The sequence below is a fragment of the Paenibacillus wulumuqiensis genome, assembly GCF_000971965.1.
GTDB lineage: Bacteria > Bacillota > Bacilli > Paenibacillales > Paenibacillaceae > Saccharibacillus > Saccharibacillus wulumuqiensis.
Window position 1 is genome coordinate 118,823 of the sequence record NZ_LAQP01000001.1, and the last position, 23,563, is coordinate 142,385.

19 protein-coding genes are annotated in these 23,563 nt (G+C 51.1%); 15 read left to right on the top strand and 4 right to left on the bottom strand.

Annotation, left to right across the window (positions count from 1 at the left end; genetic code table 11):
• Positions 1 to 88 precede the first annotated feature (88 nt).
• From WH45_RS08765 to WH45_RS08790, 5 genes are all read left to right on the top strand, one after another.
• The gene (locus tag WH45_RS08765; protein ID WP_046214010.1) at positions 89 to 2,785 is read left to right on the top strand and encodes a beta-mannosidase; all 2,697 of its coding nucleotides are present in this window, start codon (positions 89 to 91) and stop codon (positions 2,783 to 2,785) included.
• Between the two features lie 759 nt (positions 2,786 to 3,544).
• Positions 3,545 to 4,849 carry a molybdopterin molybdotransferase MoeA gene (locus WH45_RS08775; RefSeq protein ID WP_046214012.1) on the top strand — a complete coding sequence of 435 codons (1,305 nt, stop codon included), beginning with the start codon at positions 3,545 to 3,547 and terminating at the stop codon, positions 4,847 to 4,849.
• On the top strand, positions 4,846 to 5,418 hold the full coding sequence (mobB, locus tag WH45_RS08780) for a molybdopterin-guanine dinucleotide biosynthesis protein B (RefSeq protein ID WP_052723691.1): 573 nt from the start codon (positions 4,846 to 4,848) through the stop codon (positions 5,416 to 5,418). The genes WH45_RS08775 and mobB overlap by 4 nt, the downstream gene beginning before the upstream one ends.
• A 60-nt stretch (positions 5,419 to 5,478) precedes the next feature.
• On the top strand, positions 5,479 to 6,015 hold the full coding sequence (locus WH45_RS08785; RefSeq protein ID WP_046214013.1) for an NADPH-dependent FMN reductase: 537 nt from the start codon (positions 5,479 to 5,481) through the stop codon (positions 6,013 to 6,015).
• A 60-nt stretch (positions 6,016 to 6,075) separates the two neighbouring features.
• Entirely contained in the window at positions 6,076 to 6,465 is a 390-nt protein-coding gene (locus WH45_RS08790) for a tautomerase family protein (protein WP_046214014.1), read from the top strand.
• A gap of 107 nt (positions 6,466 to 6,572) precedes the next feature.
• Here WH45_RS08790 and xerS read toward each other — a convergent pair whose 3' ends face one another.
• Positions 6,573 to 7,658, bottom strand: coding sequence for a tyrosine recombinase XerS (gene xerS, locus WH45_RS08795; protein ID WP_046214015.1), 1,086 nt, complete (start codon positions 7,656 to 7,658; stop codon positions 6,573 to 6,575).
• A gap of 183 nt (positions 7,659 to 7,841) precedes the next feature.
• Here xerS and WH45_RS08800 point away from each other — a divergent pair, with 183 nt between their 5' ends.
• The 8 genes from WH45_RS08800 (at position 7,842) to WH45_RS08835 (ending at position 16,596) form a co-directional block, all read left to right on the top strand.
• Positions 7,842 to 8,342, top strand: coding sequence for a GNAT family N-acetyltransferase (locus tag WH45_RS08800; RefSeq protein WP_200897682.1), 501 nt, complete (start codon positions 7,842 to 7,844; stop codon positions 8,340 to 8,342).
• Positions 8,343 to 8,375: 33 nt separating this feature from the next.
• Positions 8,376 to 9,149, top strand: a complete 774-nt coding sequence (locus WH45_RS08805; protein WP_046214017.1) for an SDR family NAD(P)-dependent oxidoreductase — start codon at positions 8,376 to 8,378, stop codon at positions 9,147 to 9,149.
• Between the two features lie 342 nt (positions 9,150 to 9,491).
• Complete coding sequence (locus tag WH45_RS08810) at positions 9,492 to 9,926, top strand: MarR family winged helix-turn-helix transcriptional regulator (RefSeq protein ID WP_046214018.1); 435 nt, start codon at positions 9,492 to 9,494, stop codon at positions 9,924 to 9,926.
• Between the two features lie 225 nt (positions 9,927 to 10,151).
• Complete coding sequence (locus WH45_RS08815) at positions 10,152 to 10,721, top strand: GNAT family N-acetyltransferase (RefSeq protein WP_082096634.1); 570 nt, start codon at positions 10,152 to 10,154, stop codon at positions 10,719 to 10,721.
• A 362-nt stretch (positions 10,722 to 11,083) separates the two neighbouring features.
• Positions 11,084 to 12,289 carry a carbohydrate-binding family 9-like protein gene (locus WH45_RS08820; RefSeq protein ID WP_046214020.1) on the top strand — a complete coding sequence of 402 codons (1,206 nt, stop codon included), beginning with the start codon at positions 11,084 to 11,086 and terminating at the stop codon, positions 12,287 to 12,289.
• Between the two features lie 48 nt (positions 12,290 to 12,337).
• Positions 12,338 to 15,019, top strand: coding sequence for a transglutaminase-like domain-containing protein (locus WH45_RS08825; RefSeq protein WP_046214021.1), 2,682 nt, complete (start codon positions 12,338 to 12,340; stop codon positions 15,017 to 15,019).
• Positions 15,020 to 15,352: 333 nt separating this feature from the next.
• Positions 15,353 to 16,042 carry a YdcF family protein gene (locus tag WH45_RS08830; RefSeq protein WP_052723693.1) on the top strand — a complete coding sequence of 230 codons (690 nt, stop codon included), beginning with the start codon at positions 15,353 to 15,355 and terminating at the stop codon, positions 16,040 to 16,042.
• A gap of 98 nt (positions 16,043 to 16,140) precedes the next feature.
• The gene (locus WH45_RS08835; RefSeq protein WP_046214022.1) at positions 16,141 to 16,596 is read left to right on the top strand and encodes a hypothetical protein; all 456 of its coding nucleotides are present in this window, start codon (positions 16,141 to 16,143) and stop codon (positions 16,594 to 16,596) included.
• A gap of 124 nt (positions 16,597 to 16,720) precedes the next feature.
• Here the strand turns inward: WH45_RS08835 and WH45_RS08840 are convergent, their stop codons facing one another.
• Positions 16,721 to 17,089 carry an iron-sulfur cluster biosynthesis family protein gene (locus tag WH45_RS08840; protein ID WP_046214023.1) on the bottom strand — a complete coding sequence of 123 codons (369 nt, stop codon included), beginning with the start codon at positions 17,087 to 17,089 and terminating at the stop codon, positions 16,721 to 16,723.
• A 317-nt stretch (positions 17,090 to 17,406) separates the two neighbouring features.
• Here WH45_RS08840 and WH45_RS08845 point away from each other — a divergent pair, with 317 nt between their 5' ends.
• Entirely contained in the window at positions 17,407 to 17,865 is a 459-nt protein-coding gene (locus WH45_RS08845; RefSeq protein WP_046214024.1) for a hypothetical protein, read from the top strand.
• Positions 17,866 to 18,107: 242 nt separating this feature from the next.
• Here the strand turns inward: WH45_RS08845 and WH45_RS08850 are convergent, their stop codons facing one another.
• Together WH45_RS08850 and WH45_RS08855 are read right to left on the bottom strand one after the other, a co-directional pair.
• Entirely contained in the window at positions 18,108 to 21,245 is a 3,138-nt protein-coding gene (locus tag WH45_RS08850) for an Ig-like domain-containing protein (RefSeq protein WP_052723694.1), read from the bottom strand.
• Positions 21,246 to 21,295: 50 nt separating this feature from the next.
• Positions 21,296 to 22,357: a pectinesterase family protein gene (locus tag WH45_RS08855; RefSeq protein WP_052723695.1), complete on the bottom strand. Its 1,062-nt coding sequence runs from the start codon at positions 22,355 to 22,357 to the stop codon at positions 21,296 to 21,298.
• A gap of 252 nt (positions 22,358 to 22,609) precedes the next feature.
• Between WH45_RS08855 and WH45_RS08860 the strand changes: the two genes are divergently transcribed.
• Positions 22,610 to 23,482: a helix-turn-helix transcriptional regulator gene (locus WH45_RS08860; protein ID WP_046214025.1), complete on the top strand. Its 873-nt coding sequence runs from the start codon at positions 22,610 to 22,612 to the stop codon at positions 23,480 to 23,482.
• Positions 23,483 to 23,563 lie beyond the last annotated feature (81 nt).

The following is a 23,563-nucleotide window of genomic DNA, read 5'->3' on the forward strand; positions in this document are numbered from 1 at the left end:
TATACAATTACCCTGCAATAGGAATACGCGTAATATATATCGGTGAACATTACTAAATGCCTGAAAGTACAGGAGGGAGTAAATCATCATGGACAGCATCAATGCATCAACCTATCCGGATTCATCCTGCCTCAGCCTGGATGGAACATGGAGAATTCAGCATTATCGGCCGGGAGAAATGAGAGCGGTGGACGTATCTGCACCGGGACTGGATGACCGCTACTGGATCACGGCCTCTGTACCCGGGGATGTGCACACCGCTCTGATTCAGCGTCGATTGATTCCTCATCCGTATTATGGACATCAGGATCAGCTGAGCCGTTGGATCGAACAGGAGGAATGGTGGTACCGTACGACATTTGATTATGAACTGTCGGATGATATTACCGAGCGGCATGAACTGACTTTTGAAGGACTGGATACGTTTGCGACGGTCTATGTGAATGGACATGAGGTGGGGCAAGCCGCCAATATGCATCGCAGGTATACGTTTGATATCAGCCGTGTCGTTCGCAGCGGCTGGAATAGCGTGGCTGTCCACTTTGATCCGCTGCATCCGCACCATCAGGAGAAAGAATTGTTCGACTGGTCCTCGTATACGAAAGAGCGGCCGTGGCTGCGCAAGGCTGCGATGAATTTTGGCTGGGATTGGGGTCCACGTATCGTAACGACAGGCATCTGGGGCAGTGTAAATATACAGCGTCACCGGATTGCCCGGCTGGATCAGGTATATGCATACACCTGCAGTGCGGATCCACATGAGGCGGTTCTGGATGTGCAGGCTGCTGTCAGCATCGTCTCGCCGCTGCGTTATACGAGCTATAATGAACACCGCCATGGTCTGTCCGGTCCTCAGACAGCATCCCCATTACGGGCGGAAGTGATGCTGCTGGATCGTGAAGGTACCGAGATTGTTCGTGAGCAGACCGGGATACAAGCAGTTCACGGTCGGCCGGATACATGGACGGTGCAATTACATATTCCGCAGCCCCGGCTATGGTGGACCCATGATCTGGGCGAACCATATTTATATAACCTGCGCGTACTGTTGTATGCCGGAGACGAACTGGTCGACCGCTACGAGCATGAGATCGGTCTGCGGACGATTGAGCTGCAGCTGGAGGGAGAGCAAGGAGAACCTTTATTTGCCTTTGTCCTTAATGGAGTACGCATCTATGCCAAGGGAGCCAACTGGATACCGGTGGACAATCTGATCGGTTCGGCGGAGGATTCCCGTTATGTGGAGCTGATCGAGCTGGCAGCCGAGGCGCATATGAATATGCTGCGCGTATGGGCAGGCGGCATTTATGAGAAGGATATATTTTATGAACAGTGCGACCGACAGGGCATTCTGGTCTGGCAGGATTTTGCGTTTGCAAATGCGCTGTTCCCTGACTTTAACCGGGACTTTATGGAAAATATAAGGGCAGAGGTAAGAGACAATGTGCAGCGGCTGCGCAATCATGCGTCACTTGCCCTCTGGTGCGGCAATAACGAGATCGACTGGCTGTATGATATGAAAACAGCCGCTGGTGATATTCGAAGTCCTTTTTACGGAGAAGCGATCTATCATGAGCTAATCCCGGATGTGCTGGCCGAGCAGGACCCGTATCGTCCCTACTGGCCATCCTCGCCGTATGGCGGCAGCGACGTCAATGATCCGGACGCCGGAGACCGTCATAACTGGCAGGTCTGGCATGGTTCGGTATATCCGCGGCAGTATGGAGACAAGCCGCTGCTGGATTACAGTATCGAAGGCGTCAGTTTCCATCATTACAAGCAGGATCTGGCGCTGTTCAGCAGCGAATTCGGTATGCATGCGGCGGCGAACCGGTATACACTCTCCCGCTATATCCCGGAAGAATCCTTTTACTGGGGCAGTGAGGAGATGGATTACCGGAACAAGGACACCAACCATCGTAAAGGCATTCTGCTAATGGAAGGCTATACCGGCATTCCGCAAAATATCGATCAGTATCTGGACTATTCCATGCTGACTCAGGCGGAAGGGCTGAAATATGGCATCGAACATTACCGTCGTCTCAAGCACCGCAACAGCGGAAGTCTGATCTGGCAGCTCAATGACAGCTGGCCGGGGACGAGCTGGGCGATTATCGATTATGAACTGCTGCCCAAGGCTGCGTATTTCTACGCCCGTTCCTTTTACCATCCGCTGCTGCTGTCACTGGATCATGAGCCGGGGCAGGATCTGAAGCTATGGATCGTTAACGATACGCTGCAGTCATTTACGACTCAGATGGAGATGAAGGTGATGACCTGGACCGGTGAACCGGTCTACAGTCGTACTTTTACAGTCGATGTGCCGGCCAATGGGGCAGTAGATGTGCAACGTATTAGTGAAGCAGAGATTCTGGCAGCTGCCGGGCAGCAATCAGTGTCCCCAGAACAAGAAACCACTTTATCAGCAGGTGAATCCTTTGCTGGAGGAAAGGATGGTCTGGAAGCACATGAAGTGTTCGTGGTGCTGAGTGCGGATCATCCGGATATTCCGGATAACCGTTATTATCTGCGTTCCCCGCAGCAGCTGAATCTGCCTGCTGCAGATTGGAGCCTGCAGGTGGACGAGCAGCAGCAGACGGTTACCCTGACCGGCGGCAGCGTACTGGCCCGGATGGTGAAGCTGGAGATATCGCAGGGCAGATTGCGATTCAGCGATAATTACTTTGACCTACTGCCTGGAGAGAAGAAAGTCATCCATATTCGCCATGCAGGCGGAGAAGCCATACGCTGGGAGACCTTACAGATCAGCGCGCTGAATCATTAAGCAGCGGGTTTGTAGCATAGATTCAAGACAAGGAAACTGTATAGATATAGAGTGAATACAAGAGAATGATGAAAAGGCTGAAATACAAAAGATGTGTAAATACTTCTCCAGAAAGAGAACGTGTAGATCCATATAATACAAAGTAACCCGTAAAGGAGCCGTGCAGACGGCTCTTTTATTTGTGTTAAAGTTTAAAATTGGTATCATTTTGGACAAACGACAAACGACAAACGACAAACGACAAACGACAAACGACAAACGACAAACGACAAACGACAAACGACAAACGACAAACGACAAACGACAAACGACAAACGACAAACGACAAACGACAAAAGGCATCAACCAAGGAGAAGTAATTTAATTTATGAAGTCCTAACTACTAATTAAATAATTTCACTATATGAAAAATTCATAATAATAAAAGAATATTCGCCCGTATATCCCATCCGCAATCTCTCCATCCTAATTACCATTCCATCATCCGAACTCAGCGTCACAACAACCATGGAGCCAACCCTTATTTATATGAACATATCCTGATTTATGTAAATTACTAACCTTTAACTCATCACTTTCTATGGTCAATGTCACAAATACAACGAGTACGAGATTCCGATTCAACCCGCACCGTATCATAATATTCTTATGAACAGCCTGACACTTGCATGAAATGTACGCTTGAGCTATAACTGTAAGGAAAGTAACGGACCCGGCTGTCCGGCAGACAGCTGCAGAAATCAAGGGAGGAATCAGATCATGACAGCACAGAACCAACCGGAACAACAGGCTGCACCATCCGCAGCACAGCAGGATCGGGGCAAATTTCACCGAAAGCCGATTACCCCGGCAGAAGCGCAGCGGCGGATTGCCGTTCATGTCCGGCAGGCAGAGACGGAGCAGGTCAAGCTGGAGGAGGCAGGCGGCCGATTTCTCGCGCAGACGGTGACAGCGCCGCATCCCTATCCGCATTTCCGGCGCTCGGGCATGGACGGATATGCCATGATCGCAGCCGATCTGGAGGGTGCTTCCAGTGAAAAGGTAGTTTGGCTGGAAGTCGTGGATAATATCCCATGCGGCTACACGCCTTCGGTCTCCATTCGGTCCGGTCAGGCAGCGCGCATCATGACCGGCGCGATGGTACCGGAAGGTGCCGATGTGGTCGTAATGCTGGAAATGACAGAGACGCGTACAGAAGATGAGCGCACATGGGTCGGTCTCAAGCGGCAGGTAGAAGCAGGCCGCAATATTACTCCAATCGGTCTGGAAATTGGAGAAGGTGAGCAGCTATTGGAACAGGGGGCTTATATCGGAGCCGGTGAGATATCGGTGCTGGCTACGTTTGGCGTACATACGGTAACCGTATATCGCCGTCCGCAGGTGGCGATATTTTCGACGGGAACCGAACTGCTTGGTGTGGAGGAGCCGATCGAGCCGGGCAAAATCCGCAACAGCAACTCCCTGATGCTGGCCGAGCAGATCCGGGCAGCTGGCGGCGAGCCTCATCTGCTGGGAGCGGTAGAAGATGATCTGGAACTGGCACGCACGATAATGATGGATGCGCTGGCGCAGTATGATCTGGTCGTATCCAGCGGCGGCGTATCGGTCGGTGACTATGATATTATGGGCGATCTGGTACGCAGCGGCGAAGTGGAGATGCTGTTCAACAAAATCTCCATGCGTCCGGGAAGCGTGACGACCGGAGCGGTCAAGGAAGGGACTTTGCTGTTTGCCCTTTCCGGCAATCCGGGAGCCTGCTTTGTCGGCTGTGAACTACTCGTTCGTCCGACGATCCGTCAGATGATGAACAGTACAGAAGACTATCTGCCGGAATGGACAGCCCGGCTTGGACGGGATTACAGCAAAATTAACAGCTTCACCCGCTATGTGCGCGGACATGTGAATGTGGAGAATGGTCACGTCATCGCTTATCCGGCGCTGCTGGACGAATCCAATGTAATGGTGACGATCAAGGACAGCGACTGCCTGATCGTCATTCCGCCGACGACCGAACCGCTGCCGGCCGGTACACCGGTATCCGTCCTGAAGCTGGCAGTGAAATGATGAACACCAGCGGAACACACGTGCATACCTCGCTGCCGCCGGTCATCCAGATCGTCGGCTACAAAAATTCCGGCAAAACAACCCTTGTTACCGAGCTGCTTCGGCTCGGAGTCGCCCGCGGAATGCGGATTGCCGTGATCAAGCATGATGCCCATGAGTTTCAGATGGATCATGCGGGTACGGATACTTTTGCCCATACTGAGGCCGGTGCAGCTGCAGTCGTGATTACGTCTCCTGCACGTACAGCGATCATCCGGGAACAGCCATCCACACTGCAGCAGCTGGTGATGGAGCTGGCTGCCCATGCTGCAAAGCCATATGATCTGATCCTGGTCGAAGGATTCAAGCAGGAGCACTATCCCAAAGCAGTGCTGATTGCCAGAGAATTGGACGTCGAACTGCTGGATCAGCTGAGTGGATTGCAGTGGATCTATACCCGCATAGAGCCAGAGCAGCTCGCTGGAATTTCAAATTTTAAAGGAATACCTGTTATTCCAGCCGGAAAAGATGGTATTATGGAATTGTTCACTGCACTGAATGCTTACATAATGTCATACCCATCCAACTGACAAAGCAATGTGAATAAAATACGGCAGCTGCCAATCTACTACACAGGAGGACCCTATACAATGAAAGTTACCCTTATCGCCGGAAGCACACGTCCGGACGCATCCACTACCAAGCTGTGCCACTACATGGCCCGCCTGCTGACCGAGCAGGGACATGAAGCGGAAGTGTTCAATCTGCAGGAGCATGTGCTGCCGCTGTACGGCCCGGGAGAGGCCTACGGCCATGAAGAAGTACTGAAACTGTCCGCTGCCGCAAAAAGCGCCGATGCGCTTGTGCTGGCTACACCGGAATATCACGGTTCACTGTCGGGAGTACTCAAAAATGCACTCGATTTCCTGAGCAGCGAGCATTTTACCAACAAGGTGGTCCTGTCCGCCAACTCGGCCGGCGGTCTGATCGGTACAGCTTCCCTGCTGCATCTGCAAAATATCGTGCGCAACCTGCACGGCATCAACTGCCCAGAATGGATCTCGATCGGCGGTACACAGCGTGAGTTCAATGAAAATGGTGAACCAGTGGACGAAGGCGCAGAGCTGCGTATCCGTACCGCAGTCGCTGCTTTTGTCGATCTCGGTGAAAAGCTGAAAAATGCTTAATTGATAAAGATTACGATAGATGAGTAAGAACAGTTGAGAAGAGAAAGGTGAGCTGAGAAGATGGCACAGATCAAAATTTATGGACTGGATGAAAGGTTGAACCCGATCAAGAAAAATCTTTCAGAAGTTATCCATTCGTGTATAGTTGATGCTTTTCAACTTCCACCGGATAAAAAATTCCATCGCTTTTTTCCTATGCCCAAAGAAGACTTCATTTTTGCAAATGGTCGTTCAGATGCTTATACCATTATTGAAATCAGTATTTTCGAAGGAAGATCGGCAGCAGCCAAAAAACAGCTGATTAGCCTGTTGTTTCAGCGTATAAGCGAAACAACAGGCATTCTACCGAATGATCTTGAAATTACGATATTTGAAACTCCAAAAAATAATTGGGGGATCAGAGGTGTGCCTGCAGACGAATTGCAATTGGATTACAAAGTGAATGTCTGACATGTAAACGTATAGTAGGATTGTTTAAATAAAAAGCTGCCTTTTTTGAAAGGCAGCTTTTTGCTGTAAACATATACCGGGGAATGTACAATATACAATAATTTGTTCTAATCCAGATCCTTGCGCTTCTCGATCGCTTCGGACATCGTCTTGTCGGTCAGATGCGCGTAGATCTCCGTCGTCTCGGTAGAAGCGTGACCCAGCTGTTCCTTGGTTTTGTAAATATCATTTTGCAAATAATAATCGGTCGCAAAAGAGTGCCGCAGCTTGTGTACGGTCAGATACGGTTTGCCAAAGTATTTGGCGTATTTAATAATCATCGCCTGAATGGCGCGCTTGGTCATGCGGTTGCCGGATGCGTGACCGTTGGGCTTGGCGACGAACAGCGCCTGTTCACCACGCGGCGTACGATAGCGGGATTCCCGCAGCTGCAAATACGTCTGCAGTTCGTCCCGTGCCTGCTCGCGGAAGTAGACCGGTGTTTTGAACGTCTCGTCGTTGTTGCCTTTGCGGGAGACATACAGCATTTTCTGGTTCAAGTCGAGATCGTTTAGGTTCAGATTGACCACTTCGGATACGCGCAGTCCGGAATTGAGGATCAGGCTGGCAATGCAGGCATCCCGCTCGCGATTCAGTTCATACGAATAGAGCGCCTGCTTATTGCCTGCGATCGTCTCACGGTGACCTTCCAGGATATAACCGACGAATTCTTCCAGTTCTTCTTCTTCCAGAATTTTGCCTTTGAGCTTGGCGGCGGTGTCCTTGGGCTTGTGCAGCCGTTTGACTTCAATTTTGGCCATAATGTTGCGCTTGAGCAGCGGGTAAAAATCCTCATCCTCGGCGATCTGGCTCAGGTAATGAAAGAGCGAACGCAGCGAGGACAGCTTGCGCGATACGGTTACTCGTGTATTGGTACTCTCGGCGCGTGTCGTCAGATACAGCCGGTAGCTGGTTACATCCTCCATTCGGAGCGTCTCCAGTTCGATCAGCTGAACTTCCGTATAGGCGCTGGCTGCAGATAATCCCTCTGCCATCATCCAGCCCAGAAATGATTCATAATCCCGTATGTATTCCAGCAGGGTGGAAGGGGACAGATCCGGTAATTTGTAGTTGATAAATTGTTCAATATACCATGGCATGGACGGAAGTTTCTCGTCCAGCTTGCGGCGATCGTGTATCTTCTGAATGGTCATGTCGTTAACTCACCTCATGTCCCGATTGTACCATAAAATAATGGGAATATGATTTGCGTCACCATGCAGGAACGTTATATAGTGGTAAGAAGGCGTTAGGATGAAATACATATTTTTCCTGAACCTATCTTGAACCTATGTAGATGAAGTGCAACCAACAGATGAGACAACGGAGGGAACATGATGGCGCTGGCGCTGGAGTTGGTACCGAGAAGTAAAAAGCGGGTTATCCGGGAAATGATGCAATTGTATCTTTATGATTTTACATATTATCTGAATATCGAGCTGAACGACAAGGGACGTTTCCCCGAGTATCCGGGACTGGATGAGTTCTGGGGACGTCCGGGACGCAAATTTCCATTTCTGATCTATTCGGGCTCCTATATTGCCGGCTTTGCCCTGGTGGACCGGTATGTGGACAGCAGTGAGAGTGACTATTATATGACCGAATTTTTTATTCTGCACAAATACAGGCGTGCAGGTGTAGGCCGCTGGGCAGCGCAGGAATTGTTCAGCCGCTATCCGGGCCGCTGGAAAGTCACTCAGGTGCATAACAATACAGCCGCTCAGGCATTCTGGAGACGGGTGATCGGGGAATACACCTCCGAGAAATATGAGGAGGTCACTCATCCGGAGCATGGGGGGCCAAGCCAATACTTTACGAGCTTCCGCCAGCCGGTCTGACCGGATCGCGGGATGGAAAGGGAGTTGCTACCGATGTATTTACCATCATTTTCATTATCCAATAAAAAAGCAATCGTTACCGGTGCAGGCAAAGGAATCGGCCAGGCGCTGGCAATCGGATTGGCACAGGCAGGCGCCGATGTGGGACTGATCTCGCGCACCGGTTCTGACCTTGATGTCACCCGCCAGCTGATCGAGAAGCACAGCAGCCGCCAGGCGATCTGCATGGTCGCGGATGTGACGGATCGTCAGCAGATGAAGGAAGCGTTCGAGCGCTTTGAACTGGCTTTTGGTGCGCCGGATATTCTGGTTAACAATGCAGGTATGAACATCCGCAGCAAGGCGCTCGATGTGACGGATGCCGAGTGGAATATGATTGTGCAGACGAATCTGCATTCGGCTTTGATCGCGTCCCAGCTTGCAGCGGAACAGATGAAGGAGCATGGCGGCGGGCGGATTATCAATATTGCCTCTGTTGCCGGTCAGGTTGCTCTACGTACCGGCGTAGCGTACGGTGCCACCAAGGCAGGATTGATCCAGATGACAAAGATTCTGTCGATGGAGTGGGCACAGTACGGCATTCAGGTCAATGCGGTGGGTCCATGGTATTTCCGTACTCCGCTGACCGAGCAGGTGCTGGCGAATGAGCAGTACATGCAGGAGATTTTGGACCGCACCCCAATGAAGCGGGTCGGCAATCTGGAAGAACTGGTCGGCCCGGTCGTCTTTTTGTCCTCCGATGCTGCCGGCTACATTACCGGTCAGACGCTGATGGTCGATGGCGGCATGTCCGTGTTTGGTTTCTAGACCGAGCGGACAGATGCTGGATTGTATTTTTTCTATTGCAAAGATGCTGTATAGATTATGAATGTATAGATTAACGACATAAGCTCTTCCTAGCAGGCAGCCTGTTCACCGATCCGGTGAGCGGTAACTGGTATGGAAGGGCTTTTTCGTATATAACAGTCCGATAGGTACATAGCAGAGAGGCCATAAAAAAGGCAATTGCAGCCGATAAAATAATTTGTTTGCTAAAATTTAAGTTTTAAGCAAATTAATTGTTGACAATATATAACAGTAACGATACGATAATACTAAATCACTATGCTGCTTATGATGAACTAAACACAAAGAAATTAGGTGAGAAGAATGGAATCGACAAGTGTAACAGCTCTGGAACAGCATATCTGCTTCTCGCTCTACGCAGGCTCAAGAGCTATTACCAGAATGTACTGGCCGATGCTCGAAGAGATGGGGATTACCTATCCGCAATATATTACGCTAGTTGTCTTATGGGAAAAGCAGGAGTGCACGATCAAGGAACTCGGCAAGGAAATCTATCTGGATTCCGGCACGATGACCTCCATGCTCAAACGAATGGAAGAAAACGGACTGATAACCCGGCAGCGCTCTACGGAAGACGAGCGGGTCGTAAATATTAAAATTACGGAAAAAGGAATGGCACTGCAGGAGCAATCCAGCTGTCTGCCGGAATCGCTGCTAAGTGCGACCGGTCTGTCCAGCGAAGAGCTGCAGAGTCTGAATCAGCAGCTGCGTCAGCTGATTCGCAAGCTGCAGGGATAATGACTCCAGGACGGTCCTTTATTAATAATAGCAATGAAATAACTCTCTGGCTTATACAGCATAGAGTTATTTGTGTTAAACATGGATGAGAATACGGAGACTGTTTTGCTCTTGCTGGAGCTGCTGCCGATTCATATGATACACTACTTCCGGGAGATAACTTTTCCTTTATTTATGCAAAAGCCGAAGCATACCGAATACATAAGAAGATAAGGAATGATCACAATGAATCATAACGATGCACGTGTGCTGGAAAGCGAACGACTGTATTTGCGCACATTTACAACAGACGATCTGGACCTGTACTATCCGACATTGATGAATGAGGAGATGCGCCGCCTGACTGGGACCCATGTGCTGTTTACCCGTGAAGGAGTGGCCCGGTTCATCGAAGAAAGCACCAGCGATTCCAGCCGGATCGATCTGCTCATTATGCTCAAGCCGGCAGGACAGGTCATTGGTGAAATCTCACTAATGGATATCGACCGGACCAACCGCAATGCGCATGTACGGGTGGCAATATTTGAATCGTCCAATTGCGGTCAGGGATATGGTACCGAAGCGATGGAGATGCTGCTGGATTATGCTTTTGGCAATATCAATCTGCACCGGGTGGAACTGTCGGTCTTTTCCTTTAACGAGCGGGCGATTCGTTCGTATGAAAAGCTGGGATTCCGCCGTGAAGGTGTTCAGCGGGAAGTGCTGTATTATGATTATCAGTATCATGATGCAATTAGCATGAGCATCCTGGCGCACGAATTCCGTCAGTGGCACGAACAGAAAAAGAATCGCTGATCAGCATACAATAATGATGATTCAAAGTGACGATCCAAAGTGATGATCAAAGCAAACTATCGTACTTTGCGACAAGGTACTGGTCTGGAACCAACTGCGTGATCATCCGTTTATGAACAGGTCAAGATGCAGACCCGCTCTTTTATTATAAAGAGCGGTTTTTGTATATTTTGCTGCTTATAAAATGCTAATAACAACGATTTATCAACTGTAAGCATAACCTACATATCGCCCATCATATAATTGCCATATTTACCTGCTCACTATCCTTGCCTACAATGAGCAGTATTCCAATACTGTTCATCTGAAGCAAAAGTACAAGATAGCCAAAGCACAAGATGAACCCCGAGGAGGCTGACTGAATGCGCAAGTTATCTGCCGTTCCTGAACCACAGATTGTATTCAATCCGAAATCATACACATGCAGACGTGCTTCAGGAGTCAGCGAATGGACAGGTCGTCTGGATCAGCATTTCTGGCAGCAGGCGGAATGGACGGAAGACTTTGTGGATATTGAGGGCGACCGCAGACCGATACCTGCCAAAAGAACCCGTGTAAAAATGCTCTGGGACGACGATTATTTCTACATAGGTGCCGAGCTGGAAGACAATGAGATCTGGGCAAATCAGCGCGAGCGGGATTCGGTTATTTTTCAGGATAATGACTTTGAGATATTTATCGATCCGGATGGGGATACGCATCGGTATTACGAATTTGAGATCAATGCGCTGAATACGGTATGGGATCTGCTGCTGGTCAAGCCTTATCGTGATGAGGGACCTGCGGTCAACGGCTGGGATATTAGCGGCCTGCGTACTGCCGTGTACATCAAAGGGGAATTGAACAATCCTCTGGCAGAGAATGTGATGTGGTCGGTAGAGATTGCCCTGCCGTGGCGCATCCTGCAGGAGTGCTCCGCAGAGCAGCGCCCACCGCAGCATGGTGAGTACTGGCGGGTGAACTTTTCGCGGGTCGAATGGCAGGTGGACGTGGTGGATGAACGCTATGTGAAGCGCTCCGATCCTGCCACTGGCAAGCCTCTGCCGGAAGATAACTGGGTATGGAGTCCGCAGGGAATCGTGAATATGCATTATCCCGAACTGTGGGGATATGTGATCTTTGCCGGGAATGAAGACGACCATGGCATGAATGAACAGTACGAAGAAAAAGGAACATCCGTATCACACGTACAGGCTGCGCAATACACCGAACATATTGAATATAATGAACGCAATAAATATACAAAATATGCGGAAAGCGGTACTTCTTCTGCTGGGCTGGATATGCTGTCTCTGACTCCCGCCCAGCTGGAAGCCGAACAAACCAAATGGAAGCTGCGCCAGCTCTACTACAAGCAGCGTGCCTATGCCTATACCCACGGCAGTTACTGCCGTGATATGAAGGAACTGCTGGAGGTCGGTGAGCTGGAGCTGCACCTTGACCATGCGGAGCAGCTGCAGATGGAAGTCACAAGCAGCATGTTCCAGATATCGGCGGCGCTGTCCGATGGACGGACCCGGCTATGTATTCGTGAAGACGGGTGGACATGGCAGGAAGAAATCATTTGAATACAGCGCTGTGATGGAGATGGACCTTTATAGAGGAGGATGGGCTGCATGACTGTAACCGCATTATATGGACTGGATCGGGAGACGATAAATCGCAAGTTCGAATGGAAACGACAGCAGGCTGTCAAAAGGGAGCAATCGCTGTTCTCGGTATTTGACGAGCCGCTGACCGATGAGGAGCAACTGCTGCTTAAATTTATATACGCGTATATGCCGCTGCATGACCTGGCGGATTATGACGGTGCCTTTTTCCTGAGGCATGTGCGGCAGGCACTGCATGTACGCCGTGAAATGCCGTGGGGAGCATCTATCCCGGATGAGATTTTTGTGAATTTTGTCCTGCCGTACCGGGTGAATAATGAGAATATGGATGATAGCCGTCAGGTCATTTATACCGAGCTGGCAGACCGGGTGAGACCTCTGCCGATGGTGCAGGCCATCCTGGAGACCAACTACTGGTGTCATGAGCGGGCCACTTATACAGGTACCGATATCCGGACAGTCTCGCCGCTGACGATTATGCGTACAGCGCTGGGACGCTGCGGGGAACAGTCTACGCTGGCAGTGACGGCACTGCGAAGTATCGGCATTCCGGCACGTCAATGTTATACGCCGCGCTGGGCTCACTGTGATTCCAACCATGCCTGGGTCGAAGCGTGGGCAGATGGACAATGGCATTATCTCGGCGCCTGTGAACCGGAGCCTGTACTGGATGAAGGATGGTTCCGGCTGCCTGCGCGCCGGGCAATGCTTGTCAATACACGTGTACCGGCAGATTATAACGGACCGGAAGAGGTCTGTTCCGGGCATCCATGGTATACGGAGATCAATATGCTGGACCGTTATGCACCGGTTCATTCAGTGACGGTGTATACGGTGGATGAGCAGGGAGAGCGTATCCCGGCCGAGGTGCAGTTTCAACTGTATAATGCGGCAGAATTCTATCCGCTGGCGGCGACGCAGACGGATAGCAGAGGCCGGGCGCAGCTGACGACAGGGTACGGCGATCTGCTCATTCATGCACGGGCCGGGCAGCGCTGGGGAGAGGCATTTTGCCATGCAGCGGTAGAGTCGGAGATTACGGTTACGCTGGGCATGGCTTCCTTTGCTGAAGGAAGTATACACTGGGAAATGGTACCTCCTCCGGCGCCGCCGGTCGATGAGGGGCCTGTGGTCTCAACAGCGGATAAGCAAAAGCATGAGCAGCGCATCGAAGAAGGCATCGCTATACGTACAGCCTATGAGACAGCATTTCTGACAGAGGAAGAGACCGGGACGCTGGCAGCTGGCTGGAATCTCCCGGCAGATCGTCTGTGGACCATACTGCAGACGGCCAGGGGCAATGGCAGGGAACTGACTGCTTTTCTGGAAGAGACAGCCCCGGAGGATCGTCAGCTGGCGCTGCGGATGCTGGAATCAATGCGCCCCAAGGATTGGCAGGATACTTTTCGTCCGGTACTGCATGATCATCTGACAGGCAGCAGATCGTATATGGTGTATACCGAACAGCAGGATCTATTTGACCGGTATGTGCTGTGTCCAAGGGTGCATTTTGAGATGCTGGCTGCTTACCGGGAGTACTTCCAGTCGTTATGGTCTTCGGAGGAGCAGGCGGATTATCGGCGGAATCCACAGCAGCTGGCTGCAGATCTGCAGGCCGGGATACGTCTGTACAATGATGTGGATCGGTACGCCGGGATGGCGACGCCTGCAGGAGCCCATCGGCTGGGCGTGATGGATGCGCTGAGCCGGGATATGATGTATGTCGCCGCTGCCCGCAGTCTCGGTATTCCGGCGCGGCTGGAACCGCTGCAGCTGTATCCGCAGTACTGGCAGGATGGCAGTTGGCAGGAAGCGGGGTTTGCACCTCACAGCGAAGCGGAAGAGGTGTCAGGTTACCGCAGTCCCGGAATTGCCGAGGATGCGGCTAACGATATTCAGATCTCCCATCCGGCAGCTGCCCGAGAACAATCGTCCCGGTCTTCCGGCAAAGGGCAGGTTATCCTGCGGCTGTCAGCAGATGATGCAGAGGAAGAAGCGGGTTATTACCGCAACTTTACACTGGCACGGCTGGAGGATGGAGTGTACCGCACACTGCATTTTCCATATGGGGAAAAGGAGATCTGCAGCAAACCGCATGAGGTGGTACCCGGTGATTATCGATTAACAACAGGCACACGGCTCAGTGATGGCAGTGTAGCAGGCCGGTTTACCTTTTTCCATGTATATTCGGAGCAGACGACAGAGGTCGAACTGGTCTTCCGCCGGCAGCAGATGATGATGCCGTTGATATCCTGCCCTTTGCCGGATTCGGTAATTGATCGGCTGCCGGGTACAGAGCCATATGCTGCTCATCCCGCAGGCAGTATCATTGCCTGGCTGGAGCCGGAACGCGAACCGACCAAGCATCTGCTGCGGGAATGGTCCGAACAGAGCGAGGAATGGGCTGGTTGGGGTGGTCCGCTGTATGTGTTCACAGCGAATGCGCAGGATCAGGAGCGTATACCGACAGATAGATTACCGGAACGGATGCATATGCTGGTCGATGATCGTCTGCATGCACTGACCGGGTTAAAAGAAGTGCTGGAACAGGTACGCGGTGAACAGCGTCCGATTGTACTGGTCATTGATTCACACGGACAGATACGCTACTGCCAGCAGGGATATAAGCTTGGTACTGGCAATGAACTGCTGCAGGTACTGGGTCAGCTGCATGCAGAGACAGAATAACATGAATCAGGTATAATGCAGCGGCAACGTTTCATTCCAAGACCGGTTAAGTCACGATGCTGCAGCAGAACAAGCTCTTGCCCGTACAAACGGACAGGAGCCTGTTTGCTTAGACAAAAGTTTGTAAGGGTTAGCCAGCAAGTGGGAGTAAAAGTAATTAGCGAATAGATTCCACAGCAGTCTGGAAAAGGTGGAATTTGGGTATGACCTCCACAGGATGCTACAATATAGATAATTATATCGTTTACAATCAATCTCAATACCGTCATTCCCTGATCCATACAGCAGGCAGGGTAACTGGATCGGTATTCTTAAGGTGGAGTACATAATCATATGCGTCAACAAAGAAAGCCCAATCCATTGAACAAACCAGGCAAGGCAAATAAGCCAAACAAGCGAGATCAACTGAAGAAATTATGGAACAGGCACCCGCGGATCGGCTGGCTGCTGGCTATTCTATGCAGTCTGCTGATCCTGTCGTTTATGATTGGTGAGATGCTGGTCTTGTCTCAGTTTGACAGGGATGACAGCGGGGCGGAGCGTGCGCATTACATCATCATTTTGGGTTCTGGTCTCAAGCAGGGCGACCAGCTGCCGGTGACGCTGCGCCAGCGGGTAGATACCGGACTGACGTACTGGCAAAAGCACCGGGATTGCAAAATTATTGTCTCCGGCGGTCAGGGAGTGGATGAGACCGTACCCGAAGCGGTGGCTATGCGTAATTATTTGCTGCTTCAGGGTGTGCCTGCTTCGGCAATTCTGCTGGAGAGCCGCTCGACAAGCACTTACGAGAATCTGCTGTTCAGCCGGCAGGCGATGGAGACAGACGGTTATTACGATTCAGGCATGTATAAAGCGATTATTGTGACCAGCAATTATCATATGTATCGGGCTCGTTATATTGCCGGGCAACTCGGATATACCGTATATGGCGGCATATCCAGCCCTTCACCCCTGAGCAAGCTGCCGATCAGTATGCTTCGCGAATATCTGGCGCTGATCAAGACAATAGTGACTACCTGACAGCGAATGGTTGAGAGCTCCGACCAGGCTCTGACAGAGAGCCAGCGGAATGAAGCTGCTTTTTTGTCACTGTCCACTATGAAAGGAGGTGCACGATCATGAATATACTGACAGCGAGACGTCCGGCAGGTACGCGGGATTTTATCGGCATCATCCTTAGCCTGGTCGTACTGACATGCCTGCTGGGCAATCTTGCTTTTACCACCCATCGGCGCTACTGGTATGCAGCTCTGCTGGTACTGCTCATTGTCTCTATAGCCTATCTGTTCATCATTATCTGTCGTCGTATCCGCAGACCGTTTGAGATCCTTTTAAAGGATGATGCTATGGTCATTGGCGATCAGCAGATCGAGAGTACAGCCATCCGGCAGATTTTGCTCAAAGGCTATGAACGTCCTGTAATCGGTATTCAGTCCAGCCGCAATGTCATTTTGCCAACTGGTCGCTGTTTTGTCCTGACCGATGATACGGAGCAGGGGCTGGAACAATTGAGCCGGTGGGCCAATCAGCATGGCATCCGGGTAATGAACAAGCCGTTTATCCGCTGGATATGATCAAGCGGAATCCAATTATCGATACGCTTTATGAATAATTTTCAATCAAAAAGGCGTCAGCATAATGGGGATTAGCCCAATTATGCTGACGCCTTATTTCATACCTATACAGATTAACTTCACATCAACGCAGTGCGCAGGAATTGGATGCTGTGCCGGCTGGTACTTCCATGCCACGAAGATCTCTGATTTTCACATTGTTGCTGTACAGCATGGAATCACTGCGTAATTTGAAGGAAGTGAAGTTAGGCTCAGCATCCAGATACATGGATGCTTCAAAGTAAATCTCATGCTGCTGGTCAATCAGAATCGGCAGTGAATTGGTCTCGATCACTACATCATGGGCATCCTGCTGGTCCACGATCAGCAGCACAGGAATGCCGTCACAACCACAGCCTTCACCGGTATCATACAGCAATTTGTACATGCCTGGCTGTTCGCCAAGAGCTGCTTTTAATTTCTGGTCTGCGAGTTCGGTCAGTTGAATTTTCATGAAGATCACCGTTCCTTATTATATTTAATTTTTATAAATTAAATTGTTTACAATATAATTATAACACGAAAATAGTATGTGTACAAGATAGTATATCTATTTTATCAGCAAAAGCTTTTCTGTAATGTATATACCCGCAGCGGCAGACGGTCACACAGCAGGAAGGCATACCCGGTTCGGGCTGTTTTGCAGTATAATAGAGCAGCTGACGCTTCTGGCGAAAAAAATCGGGGTATTAATACTATCAGGATGACATAGCCAGGATATACAGGCATCAGATCATGCGAGGATGGAACGGACGGGAGAGGATGTTGCCTATGAGACTGACAATGGATTACATACGGGGCTATCTGCAGGGGGTAGCCCAACTGAATATGATGGATAATTGCGCGCTGGATTACGATCTGGATGAGATCCCGGCTATTGGAACGCTGGTTGAGAGTGTCTGCGGCTATATGCAGCTAACACCAGACCGGGTGAGTCTGGACCGGCTGCAGGATTGGCAGGAACATCTGCTGCAAGTGCTGCCTGGCTGGCTTTATTACCGCTGGCGCAGTGCGGATGTAGGACAACAGGGTGCGGTCCCTTTTGATCAGGAGCATGGGAGCCGGCATTTTATACATATTCTCAAGGAAGGTATGGCTCAGCAGGGCAATGTGGTGACGGTGTTCCGAGTAACCAGTACACCGGATTCCTTTTATGAACTGGAATGGGATGATTATCTGTTCTTCACTAACGGCAAGCTGTATTTGCTGCATTTTGGCATGAGCGATTGAAGTTAGGATAACCAAATGAATATATACAAGTAAAAGGAAGTCCGATCTGGGATTTCCTTTTTTTGTACTGCATCTTAGAGGCTGTTGGCAGCTGGGCATGACTATGGTGGAATAGCTCTGATCATTTGGCAAAAGGCACAAAGAAACACAAAAAACATAAAAAACACAAAGAGCATGGCTGCCAGTTGGATCTTCTCCAGTGACAGCCATGTGCTATAGTGTGTACCTGCGGATAATGATCCTTATTTGACAGCAAAGGAATGAATGGAGATATTGTCGATGCTCAGATTGCCACTGCCCGACTCCGGTGTCTGGGCGGTAAATGTAGCAATGGTAGAGACTTTGTTCATAAATGGAACATCTTCGGCAGCCAGCTGGTTATCGATGTAAATGTCTGCGGTCTGACTGGCGATATCGGCAATGACGCGGATATGGTACCACTGTCCCGGCTGCGGACTTTGCTGGCTGAGCGGACGAACTTCCTTGGAGGAAGCGTAGTAGGAGAAGCCGTCCGCATCGGCATTGATCGCGACAGCCGCATAGCCGCCTGGCGTATTAAGCAGCTGCAGCATCCGGTCATAATCGCTATTTGCGCTCAGCTGTATAGTGGTGTCCAGCACGACTTGACCGGTCTGTTCCTTGAATCGTTTGGTGATCCGGGTCGTTACTTTGCCGGTATCCGACAGGATCAGTCCCTTGCTTCCCGGAACGACTGCATTACCGACCGTTATACCTGCGGAAGCGGCAAGATTGCCGACCAGTACATGATTGGTCGCTGTGCCGGGATGTGCCGGTTCCAATGTATAGCCGATTGGCGGTTTTCCGATCTGATCCTGTTCAAAATCATCCAATGCCCAGTAGGCAGTTACCGGCTGCTGGGAAGTCAGTCCCGCAGAGACAGGCGCTGACGGCAGGCTGGCGTTTTCTTCATGGATGGCAGTCACCCGGTAATAATACAGCCGGCCCTGTTCGGCGGTACGGTCGGTCCATTCATTTTGCCGAATAGTATCAGCGACTGTAGTATAACGTCCGTTCTCGACAAGTGACCGTTCCACATTGTACGTATCGGCTTCTGCCGCCCGTGTCCAGCGGATCTGGATACCGTCATTGATGGCTTCTCCGTACACATTGGATGGTACGGATGGCATATGCGCCAGCTCACGAATCGAGATGTCGGAGAAATGAGCGGTGTTGTAATTGTGAATCTCGTTGTCGATTGATGCTGCATCGGCTGCGAATCCCGCATAGACAGTATCCGGCAGTCCATCCAGCTGAACCGATCCGGCCTGTACCCATTCCTGTCCATACTGGGAAAGGAACGCATATACCGTATCGCCGGTACGCACCAGCTTCATGTAACCGGGTGCGAGGAAGTCCTCGGTCTGCACCTCCACAGCACGGTCACCCGGCTGCAGCCGGTGAATGAATCGTCCGGCTTGACCGTATTTAACAGTCGATTGGGTCAGGGCAGCCATCTGGGCATTGGCATCGAGCGTACTGCGGATCATCATTCCTGCCTGGGCATTGTTATCGAAGCGAGACTGGCTGTCGATCCGGGAGATCATTTCAAAGTCACCGGTTAATTTCTGATAGGTGAGTGAAAAGTCATCCCGCCGCTGGCTGGTACTCAGCGAATCGCCTTCGCCATAGCGGCCGCTGCCGCGTACAGTCATGGCATCGCCGGAAGAGGTAGCTGTTCCCGGTACGCCTACTTTGCCAATATCCACCGTTGTCCACGGATCAACAGCATCCGGTCCGACAGCATGCAGTACGACTGTGGAACTGCTCGCCGCTGTGCCGGTATCGTCAATAGCACGGGCAGTAATATAATGGGTACCTTCCGGTACGGCATTCCAGCGGTATTCGTACGGTGCCGTCGTATCCTGGCCGAGCCGTTCACTGCCGGAATAGAATTCGACCATGGCAATACGGCCATCCTCATCATACGCATCGGCGGTGACGCTTAGAGACTGGTCGGCCTGAATCAATTGATTTTTCTTCGGAGTGGACAGGCTGACGATCGGGTTCAGCGAGCCGCTGCCTGCCAGCTGATTTAGATAGACTTCCAGCTGTGTATATCCACTCGGACTGATGGCTGAGCTGTCGGAAGGATCGTCCGGCTGGAGTCCCTGCTGAATCTCCCAGGCATCCGGCATCCCGTCATGATCCTGATCTGCAGGAGCTTCGGCGGACTGCAGCTCGGGATATCCTCCTGCTTCGGCAGGGGAGTTCAGCATTCTGCCGCTGCGCTGCGCGACTTCATGCATAATACGGGCGTCGATAGAGTCACGCTTGGGCAGGATGGCGCCGGCTTCAGCCAGTATGGATTCATAGGCCTGCTCAGCACTCTCCGCTTGAATCGGATAAGGCATATCCACCGGTTCGCTCAGCCGCGAAGCAGCCGGGGCATCCGGCATACTGAGCCAGTTGTCTGCTGTCAGATCCGGATAGCCGTCCACATGATTACCCTCGATATACCACTGGCTGGTGGCGGAGGGGGTATCCCGGATCATCCCGCGTACGCTGCGTGCGGTATCAGGCCCGTATTTGTAATAATTGCCGACCATATTGGCTGCGATATTCTCGCCGCCATACGTAGCCATGAATTGCCAGTTGTAGATAATATTATTGCGAAAATCGACTGTATCCCCGGCATCGCTGGCAAAGCGCGGATTCCGGCTGGCATTATGGGCGATCAAATTATGATGAAATGTCACATTGCGCCCGCCCCAGATGCCGCCATATCCGTGCCGGCCCTTGGAGTGATGGGACATCAGCATGCTCTCGGAAGCGATCGACCACTGCACGGTCAGATTCTCATTCTGATAAGGCGACAGCACTTCATCCACCGAATTGCTGAAGGAACAGTGATCGATCATGATGTCCTTGTGCTTGCGCAGACCAAAGGCATCGCTCTCGGTCGGATGGGCATCGCCCAGGCGGAAGCGCATATAGCGGATAATGATATTATCACTGTCGATCGTTGTATCATAATCAAGCACGGCAATCCCGTCGCCCGGAGCGGTCTGTCCGGCGATGGTCAGATTGGAGGCTTTGATTTTGAGCGGGGATTTGAGGTGGATATTGCCGGAGATACGGAAGACAATTGTACGGTTGCCTGCCGATACGGCATCACGCAGGGAGCCTGGACCGGAATCGTTGAGATTGGTCACTTCGTAAATGCTGCCCCCGCGTCCACCTGTCGTGTACATACCGCCACCTTCAGCACCGGGAAAGGCGGGAATGCGGGCTGTCGTTACGGCTGTAGGATCAGCCGCCGGATTCGTCTCGGCAGCCTGTGCCGTGATGGGGATGAGGATGGGGACCGCGATTGCCGCTGCCAGCAGTGAACGTGTCCATAATTGAATCGTTCGGTTCATGGGATTCTCCTCTCGCTTGACGATTATGGTATAGAGCAGTTTAACCCCAATCAGTTGGCTGGATTCCAGCCGTCACTGCCGGATAACACTTTCGAAATAGTAATAGCAGCGGCTTCATCGGAAGAAAGGGTATGGGACCAGCCGACTCTTGGTCCGGCTGCGCCCGGTCCGCCGCTGTTATATTCCGAATACCTTGCGGTCTGTTCATTGGCAGCATTGCCCCAATTGTTCCAGCCTTCCGGCCGGATATGACTGTCCATCATGGTATTGATGTAGGTGACCGAGCTGTATGGACGCCATGGACGTCCGAGATGAACCGAATTCTCTCCGACATCGCCGCGTCTGGTCAGATTGCAGTCCAGGAATACATAGCCATATGGCTGCTCGGCAGGTGTGGAAGCGGCCGTTATGTAGCCATTGCCCAGACTTTGCAGTTCACAGTTCCTGAACACCGCTGTCGCACTGCCAAAAACAAAGTCGACCGTGCCTTCGATATAACAGTTCTCGTAGTACTGTCGTCCACTGCCGGGAGTATACAGGGTATCCTGATGACCGAGTATCCGTACATTCTGGAATACTGCACGGTCGCCACGTACATACAGAGCGACAGCCTGTCCGGCATTCTTACCAGCCGTATTGGCAAAAGTAATATTCCGCGCTGTAAAATGATCGGACATCACAAAGGTACTGGAGCTGTTGGTCGTCCCACCGGCAGAAGCGGCTGTGTCATCATAAGTAAGAATGGTCTGTGCAGCATTCTCGCCGATCACGGTGATATAGGGTTTATCCTTGGGAAAAGTAATCTTTTCCCGGTAGGTGCCGTTTTTTACATAAATGGTCACCGGCGTTTTGTTACCGCTCTCAATAGAGTCGACAGCGGATTGTACGCTGCTGTATTGTCCCGAGCCATCCTTGGCGACTGTAATCGTTCTTGTCTGTCCGGTCTCGGCGAGCAGACTGGATGAAGAAACGGATGATTCCTGGGCATGAGCAGGCTGGACAGGCAGCAGAGACAGTCCGACTGCGCATGTGCATACCAGAATAAGCGATGTATGGACAGTGGACCTCAGTCCAGTAGATTGAATATGCGATTGCCATAATTTTAAATGCATACGTTATACAACTCCCTTGTTATGAGGATGGAGGAACAGAATGGAGCCTGCCGGGTTCCGGAGTGCCTGCAGGCGAAGAAGAATCAAGATAACCATTAATTTACAAGTGATCACAGAGCCATTATAGTACAAGTAAAACAAACAAATTTTGCATTACTTGTCTGGAATACGCTTACATTTTGCTTTTATTGTCTTTTTGTCCGTATGGGAATCAAGGGGATAAGGACTGGATATTCAGAAGGAGGAGAGCAGATGCACAATCTGGCTGCAGTCGGTTACAGTCTGGACCCGCAGGAGAGTGTACGTATTCATTATTTGCGGCAGGTCGGCTACAGTGCGATGCCGCGCTATCATTCCCATGTCAGTTACGAGATCTTTTATGTACAGGATGGAGGCCGTACGTACTTTATCAATGGGACAGCGGTTCATGCAGGCAAAGGGGATCTGGTCTTTATTTGTCCAACGGATCTGCACCGGACCGTCAGTACGGATGAACTACGGTGTGAACGGATTTTGATTAATTTTACCGAGGAATTTATTCGCCAGGGTGGAGGTCTGATGTTCCCGCTTCAGGAACTGGGACGTGATCCTCTCTATCGTCTGCCGCCCGAAGATCAGACAGCCGTGGAGGAATGTCTGCAAAATCTGCTGACGGAACTGCAGCATCAGGAAGCAGGGTATATCGAATACAGCCGCTGCCTGCTCACCGGACTGCTAATCCGCTTGTACCGGTTGAGACGCAGAGAGCAGGGGCAGCCTGCTGTTCCCACTACAACTATGCATCCAATGGAATACAAAATTACCGAGATTGCGCGGTATATCAATGAGCATTATGCAGAGCCATTGACGCTGCAGGACATGGCCGAGCTGTTCTATATCAGTCCATCCTATCTGTGCCGGATCTTCCCGCGGATTACCGGCTTTCATTTCCGGGAATATCTGCAGACTATCCGTCTGCGCGCTGCCCGGCAGCTGCTGCGTGACAGTACGCTCAGCGTAGCGCTGATTGCGGAACGAATCGGATACGCGCATACCGCCAACTTTAGCATGACTTTCAAGAAGCTGACAGGACATACGCCGAGCCAGTACCGAGTGATGAATCGGCAAAAGCGGTCGGTGCAGTAATAGCTGACAGTCGTATACAGAAGTAGGTGCATGCAGAGCCTGAGATCAAGCCTACTATCAATGATTCATACTCGAAAATGA